Origin of the sequence: Xenococcus sp. PCC 7305 (assembly GCF_000332055.1) — a bacterium.
In the GTDB taxonomy this organism is placed as follows: Bacteria; Cyanobacteriota; Cyanobacteriia; order Cyanobacteriales; family Xenococcaceae; genus Xenococcus.
The window spans coordinates 54787-73795 of the sequence record NZ_ALVZ01000232.1 but is presented as its reverse complement, the minus strand read 5'-3'; the positions used below and the strand labels follow the sequence as shown (position 1 = coordinate 73795).

The window sequence follows — 19009 nt, the reverse complement described above, 5'->3', positions numbered from 1 at the left end:
GATCGCATTTTAGCTACTTTATGAATCAACTAGAATTTCCTGACATCAAAGTACTTGAATTTAACTATCGAGTCTTACAACTCAATCAACTTAATTGGCGAGATTTTCTCAACCAGCGTAATCCCGTAGCATCAGCACTTATGGCTAAGATGCAGATTGCCACAGAAGATCAACCCAAGGTTAGTCTGCGCTTACTGGTGACCTTAAAATTAGACCCAGCTAAAATGCAATTAATCTCAGGATTTATCGATACATATCTCAACTTAGATGAATCAGAAGAACAAATATTTCAAACCGAACTCAGTACAATTGAGTCAGAAGATAGGGAACAAGTTATGGAAATAGTTACCAGTTGGATGAGAACAGGAATCAAACAAGGAAGACAAGAAGGAATACAACGAGAAACTGAGCTAATTCTTCGTCTGCTCAAACGGAAAATTGGGCAATTGACCCCAGAAATAGAAGCTCAAGTCAAAGGCTTAAGGATTGAAGACCTGGAAAATTTAGGTGAAGAATTATTGGATTTTGAGCGACTAGAGGATTTGACTGCTTGGTTTGCAGAAGAGGAATAGAGAAAGCCTATCAAAGTAAAGGTTGCTCAAGATTGGGTAGTTTTAAATGAGAAGGAACAAAATCTCTTGAAGGCCATAAATCTTCCTGTTGGCGATCGCGAGTAGCCATTCTTCTACCTTTTTTAAACAAAGATCTTCTAGCTAGTTGATCAGGTTGAAAATCTAGATTCTGCAACTTATCACCCCATTCCTCGCCCCTAGCAAAACGCGATCGCGAATGCGCCAGCGAAGCTGATTGCACTTCTGGAGAACCATTATCTATTTCCGCGATCGGAATTTCACGGTTTGAGTCACCAGAACTATCAAACTCTGAATCGAATTCCGATGACTTACTCACAAAATCAACATCTGAGAGATCCAACTTTTGAAATTTGATCTTGGCCCATAAACCCACTTGCCAAGAATTACCTACGCTGCCACTACTGCGGCTTCTTCGCCCTTCATATTCTTCACTTTCTTTAAGCATTTTTTCAATATCTTTGGTATGGTCGCCTATCGCCACGGAATCTGCTTTTTCTAGTGCAGTTTGGTGTATTTCATCCCAATCTAGATTTACTTGCTCTTGAACATTCCAACCAATAACATCCATTGCTGTGACATCTAGATCAGAAATCTTATTAACTTGACCTGGCTTCAAAGCTGGATTCATAATCCCCAAGGGATTGTCTTGATGTTTCCAATGACTTGCTTGATAGCCATCTCCCCCCAAATCTATGGCTTCACCTGTGGAAAACCCTGCCAAGTTGGTCGTCCCACCATCAATAGAGAAATAAGGATTGCCTCCCACAGAAAAATCCAAACTACCAAAGCCAATTCCATCGCCAGAATAACGATATAGATCTAGAGGAGTGGCAAATTTCATCGCATCATCTTTGATCGATTTATCTTTAGTTTGCGCTTCGGTAACGACTTTAAGCCATTTGTCATTATCAACTCCACTAGCAAAACCTAAAATATGACCAATTTCATGTAAGGCAACAGAAAGAAAGTCTAATTGATCACTGGCAATATTATTACTGGTACTGTTCAAATAATCATAATTCCAACTAACAGTATCTTGACCTGTTAGATCATTCATCACAATATAGCCATCGAGTTTTTTGCTATCGTGATTTAAAACTCCCAGGGCTTTGGCATTAGCATTGGTTAACTTGAGTTTCTTGGTTTTATTTATTTCTTCTCCATCAACTAAGGCACTAAATTCTTTTTCGTCAGAGATTAAGTTTCCAAAAGCAAGTAAGTCATTGTCGGAGGAGATATCCCGAACAAACTCTTTCTTAAATTTGTCATAATCTAATTCTTTTTTCTTTCCTGGTAATGCTCCGCCAATAACATCTTCTGGTAATAAATCTGTAGTTTCTACATGAATTCTAACCGCTACATCATCTTTGAGATAGGTCGACCAGATTTCCCCTGCCATTTGAAATCCGACTATTTGTTCCCAAGATGTCCCTTCGGCAAAGCTAAAATCAAATTGAGTTCCAATATCAGTTCCGTCCATAATTTTATCGATTGATTGTAAAAAGCCTTTCTATAGCTATTTGAATAATAAAAAACATAATAAACTTAAGCTTAAAGTTATCAACCCTAAACTAATCTAGTCAATATCTCGTAGAATTCTTCTTTCTTTCTTCATCGAATTATTAAAAGTTCATCAAGTAGATAAAATTATGATAAAGAATCTTTAATTATGCTCAAGTAAATATGAAGGATAACGCACAAAAATCATATAACTATGCATATTGTTCGACTTAAAGTATTTTAGGTAAAAATACTGAAACTCTCAAACTCTTTATCAATAAGCCTTAAGGGTTTCACTTGATAATAAAATAAAAAAATCCTTGTTTATCGAGATATTTTTTCACCATAAATTCACTGACTTTAGGGCAATAACACCGATGTATTTTCTCTGAATTATTAGTTATTCTCTACATGGAACATAATTTTTTTATTACGGGAACAAACATTATGTCAGGTAAATATGCCAAATTATTCAAATTTGCAGCGACCAGCTTTTTCGCAACATTAATTGCTGGAGTTAGTACAATTCAACCTTTGATTAATCAAGATTACCAAGCACAAGCACAATCCAATACACCAAGATTGTGGGGGATTGACGAAGATGATGGACAACTATTTTCCTTTGAAGACTATCTTACTTTTACTGGATTCACAAACTATGGTGAACTCAAATGGGATAATAATGGCAGTATCGAAGCCATTGGCGAAGATATAGAAGCCATGACTCTTGATGAAGATGGCACTATGTATATGGCGCTAGATCGTATCCTAGGTGTTCCTGATAATGGTGAATATTGTGCCACTCTGATGTCATTCAAGATTCAAAATGCTTTAGAAGCTCGGACTGGAAACAATACAGTCAGCATATTGGGTGCAATTCAAATTCCTTGCGATAGCTATAAAGATAATGTGTCAGGAATATCAATAGATCCTCTGACAGGGGATTTAATAGCCTTACTCAAAGACTATAACAATGGCAATCAGTCAGTACATGACAAACTGTATCGAATTAGTAAATTTGACGGTAGTGTTGTTGACCTTGATAATAACGGAGATCCCCAAGCCATCGGCACAATTCAAGGACTAGGAGAACAGTCTCGAAGAGCAGAAGATCTTGAACATGCTCCTGATGGGAGACTTTTCGTAACAGATAATGATGATGATAAAACCTATGAAGTTGATCGCAATACAGGAGAAATTATTGCAGTCATCGATCAATCTCAAGAAGATGGTTTAGGTTTAAGTAGTGGCGATACTGTAAAGTTTGAAGCCTTAGGTTGGGATTTTGGCAATAATATTTTAGTTGGCAATGATGATGATAATGAGGTGATTGCGCAACTAACCTTACAAGATGGTCAAAATCAAAGTTATGGGGACACAGATGACATGGGTCTAACAGATGTTGAGGGTATTGACTTTGTTCCTACTCCAGATGGCGAACCTATTGACTCGACAGTAGCAACACCTTTTTCCGACTAAAATCCATCAATGCACATAAGAATAGATATGCATTAAATCTGATACTGCTAAGGTACATCTATAAATTGTTGGCGACTAATGACTGAGGAGATGGAAAGAAGAAAACAAGTATATTTTCTTATGCTTCATCCTTCACTAGAACTAATAAATGATGTACATATTTTTGTATCAACAAGGTTGTAACCTAATTTTTCCTGAATTATTAACCGTAAAACATCCGCCATAAAAAAATTATGCATGCAAAATTATATTTCATCTTTTCTTATTTTTTTTTCTAGTAAGATTTACTTTCCCTTTATTTAATTACTAATCGTATATGACATATTGTAATTAATGAAATATTTGTAGTCTATATATTATTCAATACTCACATTCAGGTTTATTATGAAACGTAATTCAATATTTCGTGTTAAAAAAAACCAAGCCAATAGTCTTAAAGATAAATCTTATGTTGTCATTTCTTTAGTTTTAGCCACTGCTATCTCCGCGCTAACTCCCAAAATAGCTTTGACGCAGACAGATTCCATTACTCTTGGGGAAGCTAGTAACTATGCCATTTTTGGCTTAAAAGACGGTACTGTAATAATTAATTCGGCAACTCAAGTTAATGGAAACATTGGATATGGTGAAAATGTTGAAAGTTTGACTAATCAGAAGATTGGAGAAAATAATGATTGGTCGGGAACTGCCTATATTCACAGTAGTAGTAATTTCAATTACACTGACAAAAATTTTATTCCCAGCAATGGAATTATTGACGATGGTTCCTTTGATAATGAGCTACAACAAGCTAATTCAGACGCTATCGCCTCCTCAGCTCAAATTGCTGGATTAGCTCCTAATCATGTTCTAGGGGCATTAGGAGATGACGATAATTTAATTTTGAATAGTAAAGGAAATTTAAATGTTATTTCTCTTACTTCTCTTTCTTACAACTATGACACGTTAGAATTAGTTGGAGATAGTGATGACTACTTTATTTTCAACATTACTGGAGATTTTGACTGTAGTGGTTGTGAGATTGAGTTAACAGGAGTTTCACCTGAGCATGTATTGTTTAACTTTCCCAACCAATCAACAATTAACATTAATAAATCAGACACAATTTTCAGAGGCACAATTTTAGCGCCATCAAGTGATGTTTTATATCATAATCCTGCCGTATTTGAAGGTGCTATTGTAGCTAAAAATATTAATGTTCATTCGGATTTTAATCTAACATATATGGGCTTTGAACCTTTAAGCTCACAAACACCACCTTCGATAAAAACATCGCCTTCGATAATTTATGCTGATTAGTATATTTCTTCACTATGAAAATACAATACTAAAGTCAAAATATTATAATTATTTTCAGGCGAAATTCTGAACATTGGCGATAACTACCAATGTTCTTTATTATTAAGACTTAGTAGTTGACTGTTCAAGTTCTAGTTTCCATAAAGGCATATTTATTAACTCCTCCCGTTGAATAACTTGTAAAAGTTTTAACCATTGTTGCTTAAGAATTTCATCTTCTGGTGTAATGAGTAATTCTCCTGCTACTTTTGCGATCGCATCATGCCAAATCCTCGGCTCACCCTGTTCAACTTGTAATTTTCTTGCGGTCGTCGCTTCAACTCTTTTGACCCAACCATTAACTTCTAGAGCAGCGGTTGTATTTGTACAATAAAGTTGAAAATACCAATGATATAGTGCCGATTCTTCTAGTAAAGGCGAGGAATCTTGCGGTAGTTCAACAATCATAATTCCTGGAGATTTCGGCAAAGTTAAACGATTTAGATAAACACGGGTTTTTTCATCGGCTGTGAGGATTGAAAGTTCAGCAAAATCAATATCGGTGGGGATATCGGGAATGTAAAATAAAAAAGTCGGATTAGAGCTAATAGTTAATACAGGACTAGCAATGGGAATTAGAGCAATTAAAGATTCTGTATCATTATTACAAGAGCGTCGAAAAGCACTTAATCCCCCACCAGGTTTGACTTTATTGGGAGGAATTCTCTCTGGTGGAGAAGGACGTGGGGGAACAGGATTTTGGTTTTGAATTGTCGAGTTTTCTGGTTTTGCAGTTTCAGATTGCGCTATCTCGAAGAGCTCCGCCTCACTACGTGCATAACCGTTATCTAAGAAGAAAATATTGATACTTAAGATAAGAAATAATAATTGCCGATAAAACATAAAATCTAGATTTTTATTGCAATGACGTGAGTTCGATAAGTACAAAATTTACTAGTTCTGAATAAGGATTTAGGGATTTGGGGATTTGGGGATTTAGGGAAAAGCCTATTACTTCATTGTTCAACTTGGAAAATTTAATCAAAAAGAAAATTCGTCGAATTCCTAGGAAACAAATTGTTTCTCTCGGACATAACGAATTCCTTTCGTTGGATGCTGACGTTGTAATGGCTAAAATATCAAGCTTTTCTCAGGAAAAATTTTACATCACGACAAATAACAATTATGCTTCCTGTCACCAGAAACGACAATAATGTCGGAACATAGGGCATCCAACCACCATTAATCAAGAGTAAGAGACAAGCTTGATGCAAAACTAAAATTATCACTCCAGTAGTTAAAATCAGATAACGAAATCTGGGACTAATAGTGGAACTAATAATAGTTATGGCGATTCCGCCAACTATAGACCAACTCCAAACCCAAAGCCAATCGCCCCATTGTATGTTGCCCCATTGCGGTAATACCCAGATTAGAGGACGTTGATCGATAACTGCACTAATCATTTGACTTGTCATATGGCCATGAATCCAAATTCCTGGCATAGTTCCATAGGGAGTTTCAAAGTAATCTTTGGCCACTGGTGCAGTATAACCGAATAAAATAATGCGATCGCGAATCAACTGGGGTTCGATTTTTCCTGATAATAATTCGGCTAAAGTAATTCTCTGTCCTGGTTGCTCAGAGCGATAGTTAATTGGTATTTGACTACTAGATCTTTCTACATTTTGATAGCCACCAAAACGAGGCGACATCTCAGCAAAAACTACATCTGCAAACTGCCATTGTTCTTGTTGATTAACTGTTAATGGTTTTATTTGTTTTGCCTGTAAATATTGAAAAGCTAATTGGAAACTAAAACTATAGGGCGTAATACAACTAGAGGGACTAGTCGCTAAACTCGGGTCATAGGAAAGCAGTTGACGGCGCACCATCAGATTTTTATGGGGTAAATTTGCTTTGATTTGCAAGTCAATGCGATCGCTCTCTCGATTGCTAGTTTTACCATCAATTAATAAATCACTAAATCCCATTTGATAAGTTAATTTCTCCTGAGAAAGTTCCTGTGGTGGTGCGTAGCTATGATCCGTTGCGCCATAGGAACAAACTAAAAAAAGATTAGGATATTGGCGAAAACGATTAATTAGCTCTTGATAGCCAGAACTTCGGGCATAGGCGCGATGTAAATCTAATCCGATCGCGGCTGGTTGATGTTCTTGTAAACGATCAATTGCTTTAACTAAGGTACTATCTTGGAGGGGATAGCGATCGCGATTGGTATCTGATTCCGTAATTTCTACCACTAAAATACGAGGATCGATATTTTCTGGGGGACGCTGTTGGATTAGAAGATCATAAGCCATAAGTTCCAGCGGTTCTAATAGGGATAGCGATCGCAATATCATCACAAAAATACTGGTAACCAAGCTGGTAAACACAACAAGCTTAACTCCCCAAACGGGAGATTTTTTTCGCACCAAAGGAGGACTCTCAGAGCGCTGAATCGGTTGTTGTTGATGTAAGTCTGACCAGCTTAGAGCCTGGGCTGTAGGATTTTTCCAGGTTAAGGGAAGCCAACTGGCGCAGGGAAAATCTGACTCCCAAGCTTGCAATCTTTGTCTAGCTTCTCGGATTGCTAATAAAAAACTGCGATCGCGACTTAAGGCTTCTAGGAAATAGCGCAAAAAAGCCTGCGCTACCAAATCAGGTATTGGTTCACGCATCACGACGGTTGCGGGAAAATTTAAATCGGCTAACTTAATGGCCAAGCCTACGCCATCACAAGAATTAAAAATGGCAATCTGCAACCCATTAGCGATCGCAGTCTCTAAGGAATTTTTTAACTGGGCAATGGTCAAACTTTGCTTGTCATTCAGATAAATGCGACCATCCTGGGACTCACTAGCACTATGTCCCGAAAAAAGGATAATATCCCATCCTGGTTTAACCCATAGTTTCTCATTGAGTTCTTTGATTGTCGGCTCTTCAAGAATTTCTAATTCCGTATTCGCCAACAATTTTAAAGCTTCGCGATCGCTGGTCACATCAATGCCCACACTATTGCCCAAAATAGCGAGGACTCTCACTTTGCCAAGATTTGGGGCCTTAACTGCTATCTGACGCCATTTCAAAGGACTTAAGGCTATTTCTGCCTGGGGATAATCAGCAAAAAAATGCCATAAATGCCAAGGCAGTTGCTGTAATTGAGAATCTTCAGTTTCGATAATTACTTCTATAACTTCATTGCGAGCTAATTCTGTCCGCAATTGGCGCTCAATTGGTCGAAAGGAGAGCGAATCTAGCCATTGATTAATTTGTCGAGGCAACTTCTGAGCTATTTCGGCAAACTCTGATTCTGAATAACGAAAACCCTCCGCAGGTAAAACACTAATACGAGTTGCCTGATTTTGATTATAAGCTTGATAACAATCGTGCCATTTTTGATAGGAAGCAGCCAACTCAGGGGCAGCAGGCAGAGAACCAATACATTGCCAAGGAACATTATTCTCTACCGTTCGGATCTGAACTGTTACTGTTTGACAGCCATCTTGTAAATTACCCTGCCCAAAATTGATAACAACCCTTTTCATTATTAACTTCTGACTTCATTTCAGATCACAAATTCTTCTATGTGACTTTGACCCTCAAGAGATAGCTCAATCTTAAAACTCTCTGTCAGCTCCCCACTAAAATAAGGCAATTGAATAAAATTGTCCTTACTCTGAGCAATTACCTCAGCCAGAGTCTCATCTTGGGTGTTTAGCAAGCTCATTTTGATCTGAGGAGGTAAAGTTTTTTGCTGTTTAATCGGCTGAGTTTGCACACAAATTTTGAAAGTTTGCTCTGTCTCTTTTTCGATCGCAACTAACAAGATTACAGTCGGGCTATCACTTTGCTCTCCCAGCCTGACTTGTTTAAATCTTTTGACTGTAGCTTCTCCTCGAAGATTGAAAGCACTTCGCAATCGCACAGAAAGTTCTGGGGAATTAATTAATAAAGCTTCTAGAGGTTGCCAAGACGTCTCAATTTGATTTTCTAACCATTGACTTAAACGAGTGGGTTTATGACCCAAAGAAAGAATACTCGTTGCTCCTTTCTTTGCCAAAAATCTCTTTTTTTGTCTAGCTTGAGCTGAAAATTCACCACTAATCTGAGCAATAAATTTATTAGTCACATATTCTTGAATGATCGGAGGCAGCAGAAACAAAGACTGCTCATTAATCGAACTTGTCTCAATTAGCGATCGCTGTTGCAAAGACTCTAAAGCTTCTATCAATTGCCCTGGATAAATAGATAAAGGAATTTCTTCCTGAATTTGCGATAAAGAAATCGCGGTACCTTCGCTAGCCAACCAATAAAGAATTTCCTGCTCCAAATCCGATAAGCGAGCAAAGGAATTAGCCAGCAATTGAGCTATCTCCCCAAAAACCAAAGACTTTTGAGCTAAAAATTCGGCAACATTGCCATTAAAGAGTTTTGCGATCGTTTTCGCCACAATTCTTAAATAAAGAGGATTACCCTGATAAAGATGAATCAAATTTTGCCATTCTGTAGTTCCCGATAAATTTTCTGAGCTCAAAATAGGACTAATATCCTCAGACGATAATCCCAATAATTGCCAAGAGCGGACTACTGAATTATGCTCTTTAACTTGTAAAATTCCTCGAGGCTTTTCTAAGCCTGTAATTAAAACTGTACTTTGATGAGAACTTTCCACCAAATATTGAAAAAGTTTTTCATAATCTTGATATCCATCACGGTATTTTCCCGCTAAATTTCCAGACTCCAGTATTGACTCCACACCATCAATAACCAACAAGAAAGAAGAGGATTTCAGCAAAGAAGTCATTGCAACTACCAAATCCTGCTCACAAGTCTTATCCGGAAATAACCGATACAGACTATCGACCAACTCCTTTAGAGAAGGGGCTTTGGCAAAAGAGCGCCAAATAACATATTCAAACTTGTCTTGAATTGATGGCAATAACTTTTGAACTAAGGTAGTTTTGCCAACCCCACTAGCACCCCATAATCCAACCAGGCGACATTTATCCTCAATAATCCAATGTTGTAGAGCTGCCAGCTCAGTGGATCGATTATAAAAAACTGAAGGCAGAGTGGGAGCTTCCCTCAAATTTTGCCTAGTATTTTGAGTTAAAGCTTGTTGTTCAGATGCCCTCACAGAATTTTGAGTAATACCTTCTAAACTTATAGTTGCTTCTTCACTTAAACTTTCTAAAGCAATTCTGATATTAGTTTTACCCACTTTTTTTCCTAAACTTTTAGAAAGTAATTTCCAAAACTTAGGCGCAATATCACGCATCAAATAATTGACGCTATACCCAGATTCCTCTGCCATTTGCTCATAAGTCAAACCTTTCCAAGTACCTTTGAGCAAAATAATTTCAGAAGAACTCAAGTTTCTATCCGCTTGCGTCTTAATTAAATTATTGATGTATTTTATAGCAGTTTCTAATTTCACTTACTTAAGATTCTGAACAATTTATAGATATATCTAAAGATACTCGTTTTCAATATTTGTTTTATTAGTTTAAACACTTACTTATTCATACCATACAAAAATCTTTTTGTTCAATTGTCTAGATATGAACTTCAAGATTTCTTCGTCTATTAAGCAATTTTCCTCATGAAAGCTTCATAGTACGACCGTGTTTTAAATTACAGCAACCACAATCATAACTTGATAATGCAAATACTTCCTGATTTCTTGACTAAAAAAGTTATGTATTTTGCCTCTTTTCTGACTACCTAAAAACTTGTTTGACTATCAGTAAATAACTCAATCTCTCAATCATTTCTATTTTGTAACAAAGCTCCGAGTTCTTTACATTAAATATATATTATTTGAAGGGTTTACTTATGCATAAAAATTATGTAGTATGTCAGCATAAGAAAAATTACGTACGAGAAATTCATCTTAGTTATTGTTGCTGAGATGAATTACAACTTAAATTATTCAACAGGAAAAGAACACTATGTCTGAAAGCTATCCTAAACCACCACAAAGAAAAGGTCGCATTGGAGATTTTGTCTGGGAAGATCTAGATCGCGACGGCATTCAAGATCCGAACGAGCCTGGAGTAAAAAACGTCGTTGTGAAATTACAAGATCGTTATGGTACTACTTTAGATAGTACGGTAACTGATTTTAATGGCGAATATTCCTTCGATAATCTCGATGCGGGCAAATATAAAATTTCCGTAGAAAAACCATTGGGTTTTGACTTTACTCAACAGTTTGCTCGTCCAGGAGGAATTCTCAATCCAGCACAATTGGACAGTAATATTAATCCCAATAATGGAATGAGCAATATCTTTTTCCTCAGGGAAGGAGAATTTAATAGAACCATTGATGCTGGTCTAATCAAAAGAAAACCACCTCAACCCAAGAAAGGAGCAATTGGAGATTTTGTCTGGGAAGATATCGATTGTGATGGCATACAAGACAAAAACGAAGGCGGTCTAGCTAACATTAAAGTTAACTTGTTAGACCTATATGGCAATGTTGTAGCAACAGATATAACTGACGCTAATGGTAAGTATTTATTCAATAATTTAGATACTGGTAAATATCGAGTTGAAGTACTCAAACCAGGCAACTTTAATTTTACTGAGCAGTTTGCCACCGTTAATGGACAAAGAGTTCCTAGGTTCGATAGCAATATTAATCCTGGTACTGGCCTTAGTAATGTGATCAGTCTTCGTCCAGGAGAAAGAAACCTAACTGTTGATGCTGGATTAAAAAGAGATAAGCCTCCTGAACCTCCGAAAAAGGGAGTAATTGGAAATTTTGTTTGGGACGATGCTGATTGCGACGGTATTCAAGACGATAATGAACAAGGTCTTGTTGGTATTAGAGTTAATCTATTGCAAAATGGCAATATCATAGCAACTGATACAACAGATGTTACCGGTCAATATTTTTTCAATAATGTAGTGTCTGGTAGTTATCAGATTGAAGTTATTAAACCTGATAACTTTACCTTTACAGAGCAGTTTGCCAGAATTAACGGTCAGAGAGTTCCTACCGTCGATAGTAATATTAATACGGCAACAGGTAGAAGTAATGTTTTTAATCTACGTCCAGGAGAGAGAAATCTTACTATTGATGCTGGGCTTAAACAAGATCAGCCTCCTGAACCTCAACTTGCTAGTCTAGGAGACTTTGTCTTTGATGACTTAGATAGAGATGGGATTCAAGATAATAATGAACCAGGGATCGCTGGAGCTACAGTTAAGCTACAAAGCCCTAATGGTACTATTTTAGAGACTACTACTACCAATAGCAATGGACTATACTCCTTTGATGATCTAACTCCTGGACAATATAAGGTGATGTTCGACATTCCTGACGGATTCGACTCGGTAAGTCCTTTCCGAGTAGGAAATAATCCGAGTATCGACTCTGATGCCAATCCCAATAATGGCTTAATGTCTGAAGTTGTCACTTTAGCTGCTGGGGAAAGAAATGACACTATTGATGCTGGTTTCTTTAGTAATCCTGCTAACCCAGGAATTGACATTGAAAAATTTGTCAGAGTAGAACTTCCAGGTTCCGGTGGAGTTTTTCCTCCTATTGGCGGCAAGGGCGGCAAGGGAGGTAAAGGCGGCAAAGGTGGCAAAGGCGGCAGTGGAGGCTTTTTCCCCAACACTCCAAGTGACCCCATCTTTTCTGATGATTTAGATGCCGATAATCCTCCAGGCCCTGATGCTAAAGTAGGGGGCGATGTTATCTTCACCTACGAAGTGAATAATACTGGCGATGTACCTTTAGCTAATGTCGAAGTAACAGATGATCGTCTTAGCAACGTTCAATTTGTTGGTGGCGATAGTAACAATAATAATTTGTTGGATCTCAATGAAACCTGGACTTATACTGCATCAGAAATTGCGGAAGAAGGTCTACAGACGAACAAAGGAACTGTTACCGCCAATCCTGTAGACAGTCCCGATGAAGTTATGGATATGGACCCCGCTAATTATACTGGAGTTACTCCACCTTCAATTCCTGGCGATGTCTGTGATGTTCTAGGTAAGCCAGTAGCTCTTGTCTTCCGTTACGATCCCAGTATTGGAGTTAACAATAATCAAAACAAAAAATTTGAGATTAGTGGAACGACAGATAATGACGATACTGCTTTTATCTCTGCTGGTGACGGCAAAGGTGGTGGTAGTCTTTTCCAAGGGACTGTGAATACTGGAGATATTATCACTTTAAGTGGTGACTTTGGCTCGAACACGAATATTTTAGTCTTTGACGATGCCAATAGTGTTGGTAGTGGGCCTTTAACAGATATCGACTATCACACTTCTTGTTCTGATGCCATTACCATCGGTGATCAAATTGGTGGTCTGGAATTAATCGGCTATGTAGGAGAAGATGGCTCAACCGGAACTATTTTCTAGTCAAAAATTAACGAGATAAGATTCCCGAAAATGAGGGTATGATCTATCCTCATTTTTCTTTCCCAGTAGAAATATTACATTTATTATTCATAATGAATTTGCAGTTACAGGAAATTAGTATTACTTTTATTGTTGAAAATTTCAATCCTAACATCTTAAATTTTGATATTTTATTTTTAACTGAAGTTATTCCCCATGATTGGCAATTAGCAACTACACCTATTCATGATGATCAAGAGATAATCATCTGCTTTGATAATCAAGTTAGTATGATAGTGCAAGAAAATCAAATCAGCCTAGCAGAATTTTTATTACCAAGCAAGTCTTGCCGGCAATTAAACTTGGGAAAAATAGCAAAAAATCTAATCACAAAATTCCCCGAAATCATGATTTCAGGAATATCGATTACCCCAAATTTTTATCATTCCACTAATCAAAATACTACATATCACAAATCATATTGGGAAAACAAATTATTCTCTCAATCTTGGCACAAATTTAATGGACATAAAATGCTGTCTGCTGGATTTAAAATAGCATATCCCTATAAAACAGGACAATTAATTTTGCAAGTAAGTCAAGGATTTATTCAAGTAGAGGAACAAATTCTGTCAGCGTTCTTTTTCACTGGTAACTTTGATTATCGAATTTTCTCCACTAATCTTGATTCTAGAGCATATCATATTCAACAAATCCTGGAAAATTTGCAGCCAGATATTGACAAATTCCAAGAATTTATTAGAAAGAAATTTTCAAAATCTCTAACAAATAATTTGGCGGCTTGATAAAACATCGGGAAATACTGACGAAGAACTTGATTCTATTCGGTTAACATTATAGCTATATAAAAAATAATTACAGTATAGGATATTTTTAGATATGTCAAAATTTGAAGTAAAAATTATTGAAAATTCTAATTCCAATCAAGTCCCCATAATCAACTTGCAACAGAATTTCCCGCAAAACGAGTTACGTAACCCTGAGCTAATAAAAATAGCGCAAAATCTTTTTCGTAAAGATGGGGTACTGCAAATAAATAATCTCTTCCCCAAAGATTTAGTTTCCCAACTCTATGCTTCTTTTCTCGAATCCTATCAAAAATATTTTGATGATGCCGAATATGCCGATTCCTTAGATGTTGGCAATAAAAGAAGAATGATTACTTTGGACATCAAATCTGCATTTAACGATCCTGCAGTTTATGGCAACCTATTATTGCTCAATATGATGCGAAGATTGCTGGATAAAAAATTCATCCTGGGTACAATGGGCGTCGTGATTTCGCTCCCTGGCTCAAAGCATCAACATGTGCATCGAGATCATACGCCTCTATTCGACCTTGAAGAACTTGACAGCAAACTTCCTAGCTATGCCATCACAGCAGTTATTCCTTTGGTTGATCTGACCGAGGATACGGGCTCGACTAGAGTGTGGAAAGGGAGTCACTTGACGCCTCGTTCTCAGGACAAAGAACGTAAATTGGAAGAATCTACAGTCCCTTTGATGAAGGCAGGTTCTTGCTATCTAATGGATTATGAACTTTTACATGGGGGAACGCCTAATGTTTCTAATATCGTGCGTCCGATTCTCTATGTAATTTATTATCGTTCTTGGTTTAGAGAATCGATTAACTTTGAGAAGCAAGAAAGACTTTTGATCTCACCATTCGAATATCAAAGAATTCCCGACCATTATAAATTTTTATTTGCTGGATTAGAAAAATTTTCCCAAAAGCAGGAAAAACTAGACTTATCTAAGGGCAAATTTGAGGAATTAGATGCTTATAATCAGGAACTAAGATTATTTAATTTAGCGAAAAAAGCTTTAGTTGCTTATGGCCTCAAGGATGCCGAGATTAAATTGATTGCCCATCGCGAATGTACAACATTTAAAATCGAGATTCCCAATGCATCTCAAAAAACAGAATCCAACAGTCCCCACCTCACCAATTGTTTTCTCTTAAGAATTTATCGAGGGAATTATCTCTCTCCTGAATCTGTAGAATCGGAGTTGCTCTGGTTGCGATCGCTGTATCAGGAAGCTAATTTAGCTGTCCCCGAAGCAGTGCCAACTCTAGATGGCAAACTCTTGAACGTAGTTGAAGCGCCAGGAGTCCCAGAACCGAGAATTTGCTCCCTAACTCGCTGGGTTTACGGCTATAAAGATAAACCGATGAATATCAAGGCAGTAGGAATTCTCATTGGCAAATTACATAATCAAGCGGCAAATTGGGCAATACCAGATAACTTTAAACGTCCATTCTGGGACTGGGATGGCTTGTTCGGCTCTGGAGCTGGTTATAGTAACGACGGACAAAAAATTTGGGAACTCACTCCAGAACCCTATCGAAGTCTTTTTGCCGAAGTCGGAGCAAAATTTAAAGAGGTCAGCGACATATTAGGTCAAGACAAAGAGCAATTCGGGATGATTCATGCAGATTTATGTCCTGGCAATCTTCTAATTTACAAGGATGAAATCCGACCGATAGACTTTGCCGACTGTGGATTTGGTTATTGGGGCTATGATATTGCGATGTTTCTCAGTTACTATTCCCAAAGTCCTGAAGTACCAACCTATTTGCAATGGCTCTTAGAGGGCTATGGCGAAGTAAGAAAATTCCCAGAAGAGCAACTACAATATATGGATATTTTTATTGCAGCCCAGCATGTAACACTGGCATTGTGGCGAGTTAATCGCGCTCAAGATCATCCATATTTTCGTTCTATATTGGACAAAGCTTTGGCCGAAGCTGGGGAACAGGCAAAGTTGCTGCTCAATCGTTGATCAATGGCTGTTGAAGAAGAGCTAAATTATTCAGATTTCCCCATGTCCCCAATTCCCTATTTCCCCAATTCCCTATTTCCCTAAGTCTCTATTCCTCATGATTTATCTATATTGAAACACCACTAAATTAAGGTTGGAGATGTTATAACCGAGGTGATTTTGCGATCTCGATTAGGCAGATTTAGATATTTATCGAATATTTATGATTAATTGCACCAATCCCTTTAGTGATCAATCACAGCGATGGCAAAAAGTTTTTTATGTTTCGATGCTCACTACTTTTGCCAGTTTAAGTTCAGGTCCAGTATTGGCTCAGGATTTTAATTCTGTGACGACTCTTAGTGGGTTATCATCTTCGCAAAAGATAGCTCTAATTAAGTCTACAACTGCACTAGAATTATTACAAACAGGAATTGAAGCTTACGAAACAAGTAATTTTGCCGCAGCAGAAAAAGCTTGGTCAGAATCTGTAACTCTCTTTACTCGACAGTCAGATATTTTGGGTCAAGCATTAGCGTTAAATAATCTTGCGTTGGTTTATCTGCAACAAGGGCGATCGCAGGAAGCTAAAGTTACGGTGGAGCAAGCTCTGGAACTGTTAGAAGATCAGACAGGCTCTCAGCAGGGCTCAGCCTATCAAGAAATTCTAGGCAAAACCCTCAATACTTTGGGCAATTGGCAATGGGGCAACGGTCAAACAGAATCAGCCTTAAGCAATTGGCAATCAGCAACAAAGCATTATGAGGAAGCCAATTATCAACCAGGAATGGTGATTTCGCAAATCAATCAAGCTAAAGCCTTACAATCTCTGGGTTTAAATATTCAAGCTGTGAAACTTTTGCAAGAAGTTGTGCAAAATTTGGCATCCCAACCCGATTCGACTCTAAAAGCTACGAGCTTAAGATATTTGGGCAATGGACTCAGGAATATTGGTCAGTTGGAGCAATCGGCACAGGTTTTGCAGCAAAGTCTGGAGAGCTCTCAATCTGGGGATTCTCGGAGTACCATTTGGTTGGAGTTGGGAAATACAGCACGAGAGCAGCGATCGCGTCTTCTGGCGATCGGCAAGCAAACCGCAGCCGAACTATATTGGCGACAAGCAAGGGAATATTATCGCAAAGCGGAGGAATTTGCTGATTCTGAGGCGCAAAAATTGTCGGCACAGTTAAATCAATTTAATTTAGCCATTGAGGTGGGGAATAATATTGAAAGCCTCAAATTACAGTCTCAACTAAATGAGCCAATAGTAAGCCTGGCGCCGAGTCGTCGCAATATCTACGCCCAAATAAATTATGCTCAAAGTCTGAGGGATTTAGAGTCCCAGGTAGATCCTGTCGCCTTGGAGTCTCTGGGGAGAAGAGAATCACCCAATGATGAGCTAACTATTGCAGATTCCCAAATTATTGGCGTTTTAAACACCGCGATCGCGAATTCTCGTCTTCTCGGAGATCAGCTTGCCGAAGCCCAAGCGGTTGGGCAATTAGCCGCCTGGCACGAATCAGCACAGCAAATGAAAACTGCGCAAAAGCTGACGCAACAAGCTTTATGGTTACTCGAAGGTAAACAAGCGACGGATATTGCCTATGGTTTGGAATGGCAACTAGGCCGCATCCTTAAGCAAAGAGGAGAGTCTCCACAAGCGATCGCCGCCTATCAAAGAGCAGTTGATGCTCTAGAAGTTGTGCGTCAAGATATTCTCTCGATTGATTCTAATGTGCAATTTGCCTTTCGCGATCGCGTTGAACCCGTTTATCGCGAATTTGCCGATTTGTTACTGCAAACAGAAGGCGAGCAACGACCAAGCCAAGTTAATCTCCACCAAGCCATTAAAGCGATCGATGCTTTACAACTGGCAGAATTAGAAAATTTTTTAGGTTGTAATTTATCGGAATTAATCGAGCTCAACCAAACCCAGATTGATCCTACCGCCGCGCGCATTTATCCGATTATTCTTCGCGATCGCTTCGTCACCATTATCGAAATCCCTGGACAAGAGCTTCAATATCGCGAAGTTGCGCTTTCCCAATCAGAGCTGGAAAATACATTACAGTCTTTAAGACATAATCTAATCTCACCAGCGAAAACCCCAGAAGTTTTGGCCGAAGCCCAAAAGGTCTATCAATGGTTAATCGCACCCTTAGAATCGCTGCTTGCTGCCAACTCTCAGCTCGAAACATTAGTGTTTGTCCCAGATCGAGAACTGAGAAATATTCCCCTAAGCATTCTTTATGATGGCGAAAAATATTTCCTAGAACAGGATTATGCGATCGCCATTGCTCCTCGACTAAAATTATTTGCCCCCAAATTCCAGACCGCGCCTTTAAAAGTTTTAACTGGGGGGGTCGATATTTCTCAACAGATAGAGGGAATTGGGTTTCCCATTATCGAACAGGTAAAACAGGAACTATCGCAAATTGCTGAAGTTGCGATCGCAAGCGAGCCCCTACTCAACGAGCAATTTACCAAAAGCAATATTGAAAAAGAATTACAAACCGGAAACTTTTCCGCTATCCATTGGAAAACCCATGGAGTTTTTAGTTCCGACCCCAAGGAAACTTTTCTCGTTGCCTACCAAGATAGTATCAAAGCAGGAGAACTACAAACCCTAGTTCAAACAGCAATTCAAAGCAGGATTGAACCCTTGGAATTATTAGTCTTAAGTGCTTGTGAAACAGCGCAAGGAGATAATCGAGCAGTATTGGGCCTAGCAGGATTGACGGTTAAAACTGGAGCCCATAGCACCTTATCAACTCTCTGGAAAGCAGATGATCGCGCCACGACTCTTCTGATGACAAAATTTTATCAACAGTTATCTTTACCAGGAAAGACTAAAGCTCAAGCATTAAGGGAAGCCCAATTATCTTTAATTAGAGAAGAAGGATATTTGGCTCCGCACTACTGGGCTACTTATCTCTTAGTTGGCAATTGGCTATGAATGCTTCTTGCTCTCTATAAACTAAGGTAAGACTACGCTTAGTATAGATTATT

11 protein-coding genes are annotated in these 19009 nt (G+C 38.2%); 7 read left to right on the top strand and 4 right to left on the bottom strand.

What is annotated here, in order from left to right:
- Positions 1 to 20 precede the first annotated feature (20 nt).
- A complete protein-coding gene (locus XEN7305_RS25010) occupies positions 21 to 572 on the top strand; it encodes a DUF4351 domain-containing protein (RefSeq protein ID WP_006512341.1) in 552 nt (183 codons plus the stop codon).
- Between the two features lie 10 nt (positions 573 to 582).
- On the opposite strand, the gene XEN7305_RS25005 is transcribed toward XEN7305_RS25010, so the two are convergent.
- A complete protein-coding gene (locus XEN7305_RS25005; RefSeq protein WP_006512340.1) occupies positions 583 to 2073 on the bottom strand; it encodes an NF038122 family metalloprotease in 1491 nt (496 codons plus the stop codon).
- A 467-nt stretch (positions 2074 to 2540) separates the two neighbouring features.
- On the opposite strand from XEN7305_RS25005, the gene XEN7305_RS25000 reads away from it, so the two are divergent.
- Both XEN7305_RS25000 and XEN7305_RS24995 read left to right on the top strand, forming a co-directional pair.
- Positions 2541 to 3572, top strand: coding sequence for a hypothetical protein (locus XEN7305_RS25000; RefSeq protein WP_144053365.1), 1032 nt, complete (start codon positions 2541 to 2543; stop codon positions 3570 to 3572).
- Between the two features lie 384 nt (positions 3573 to 3956).
- Entirely contained in the window at positions 3957 to 4871 is a 915-nt protein-coding gene (locus tag XEN7305_RS24995; protein WP_006512338.1) for a collagen-binding domain-containing protein, read from the top strand.
- Positions 4872 to 4973: 102 nt separating this feature from the next.
- Here the strand turns inward: XEN7305_RS24995 and XEN7305_RS24990 are convergent, their stop codons facing one another.
- The 3 genes from XEN7305_RS24990 to XEN7305_RS24980 all read right to left on the bottom strand — a co-directional run bounded on the left by XEN7305_RS24990 (position 4974) and on the right by XEN7305_RS24980 (position 10293).
- Positions 4974 to 5753 carry a DUF928 domain-containing protein gene (locus tag XEN7305_RS24990; RefSeq protein ID WP_006512337.1) on the bottom strand — a complete coding sequence of 260 codons (780 nt, stop codon included), beginning with the start codon at positions 5751 to 5753 and terminating at the stop codon, positions 4974 to 4976.
- A 236-nt stretch (positions 5754 to 5989) separates the two neighbouring features.
- On the bottom strand, positions 5990 to 8401 hold the full coding sequence (locus XEN7305_RS24985; RefSeq protein ID WP_006512336.1) for a CHASE2 domain-containing protein: 2412 nt from the start codon (positions 8399 to 8401) through the stop codon (positions 5990 to 5992).
- Positions 8402 to 8421: 20 nt separating this feature from the next.
- Positions 8422 to 10293: a DUF1822 family protein gene (locus XEN7305_RS24980; protein WP_006512335.1), complete on the bottom strand. Its 1872-nt coding sequence runs from the start codon at positions 10291 to 10293 to the stop codon at positions 8422 to 8424.
- A gap of 514 nt (positions 10294 to 10807) precedes the next feature.
- On the opposite strand from XEN7305_RS24980, the gene XEN7305_RS24975 reads away from it, so the two are divergent.
- The 4 genes from XEN7305_RS24975 to XEN7305_RS24960 all read left to right on the top strand — a co-directional run bounded on the left by XEN7305_RS24975 (position 10808) and on the right by XEN7305_RS24960 (position 18956).
- Positions 10808 to 13237, top strand: coding sequence for an SdrD B-like domain-containing protein (locus tag XEN7305_RS24975; protein ID WP_006512334.1), 2430 nt, complete (start codon positions 10808 to 10810; stop codon positions 13235 to 13237).
- 38 nt (positions 13238 to 13275) lie between these two features.
- Positions 13276 to 14022 (top strand): hypothetical protein, encoded by a 747-nt coding sequence (locus XEN7305_RS24970; RefSeq protein WP_006512333.1) that lies wholly within the window; start codon positions 13276 to 13278, stop codon positions 14020 to 14022.
- A 94-nt stretch (positions 14023 to 14116) separates the two neighbouring features.
- Positions 14117 to 16021 (top strand): phytanoyl-CoA dioxygenase family protein, encoded by a 1905-nt coding sequence (locus XEN7305_RS27130; protein ID WP_006512332.1) that lies wholly within the window; start codon positions 14117 to 14119, stop codon positions 16019 to 16021.
- 202 nt (positions 16022 to 16223) lie between these two features.
- Entirely contained in the window at positions 16224 to 18956 is a 2733-nt protein-coding gene (locus XEN7305_RS24960) for a CHAT domain-containing protein (protein WP_006512331.1), read from the top strand.
- Positions 18957 to 19009: the final 53 nt, after the last annotated feature.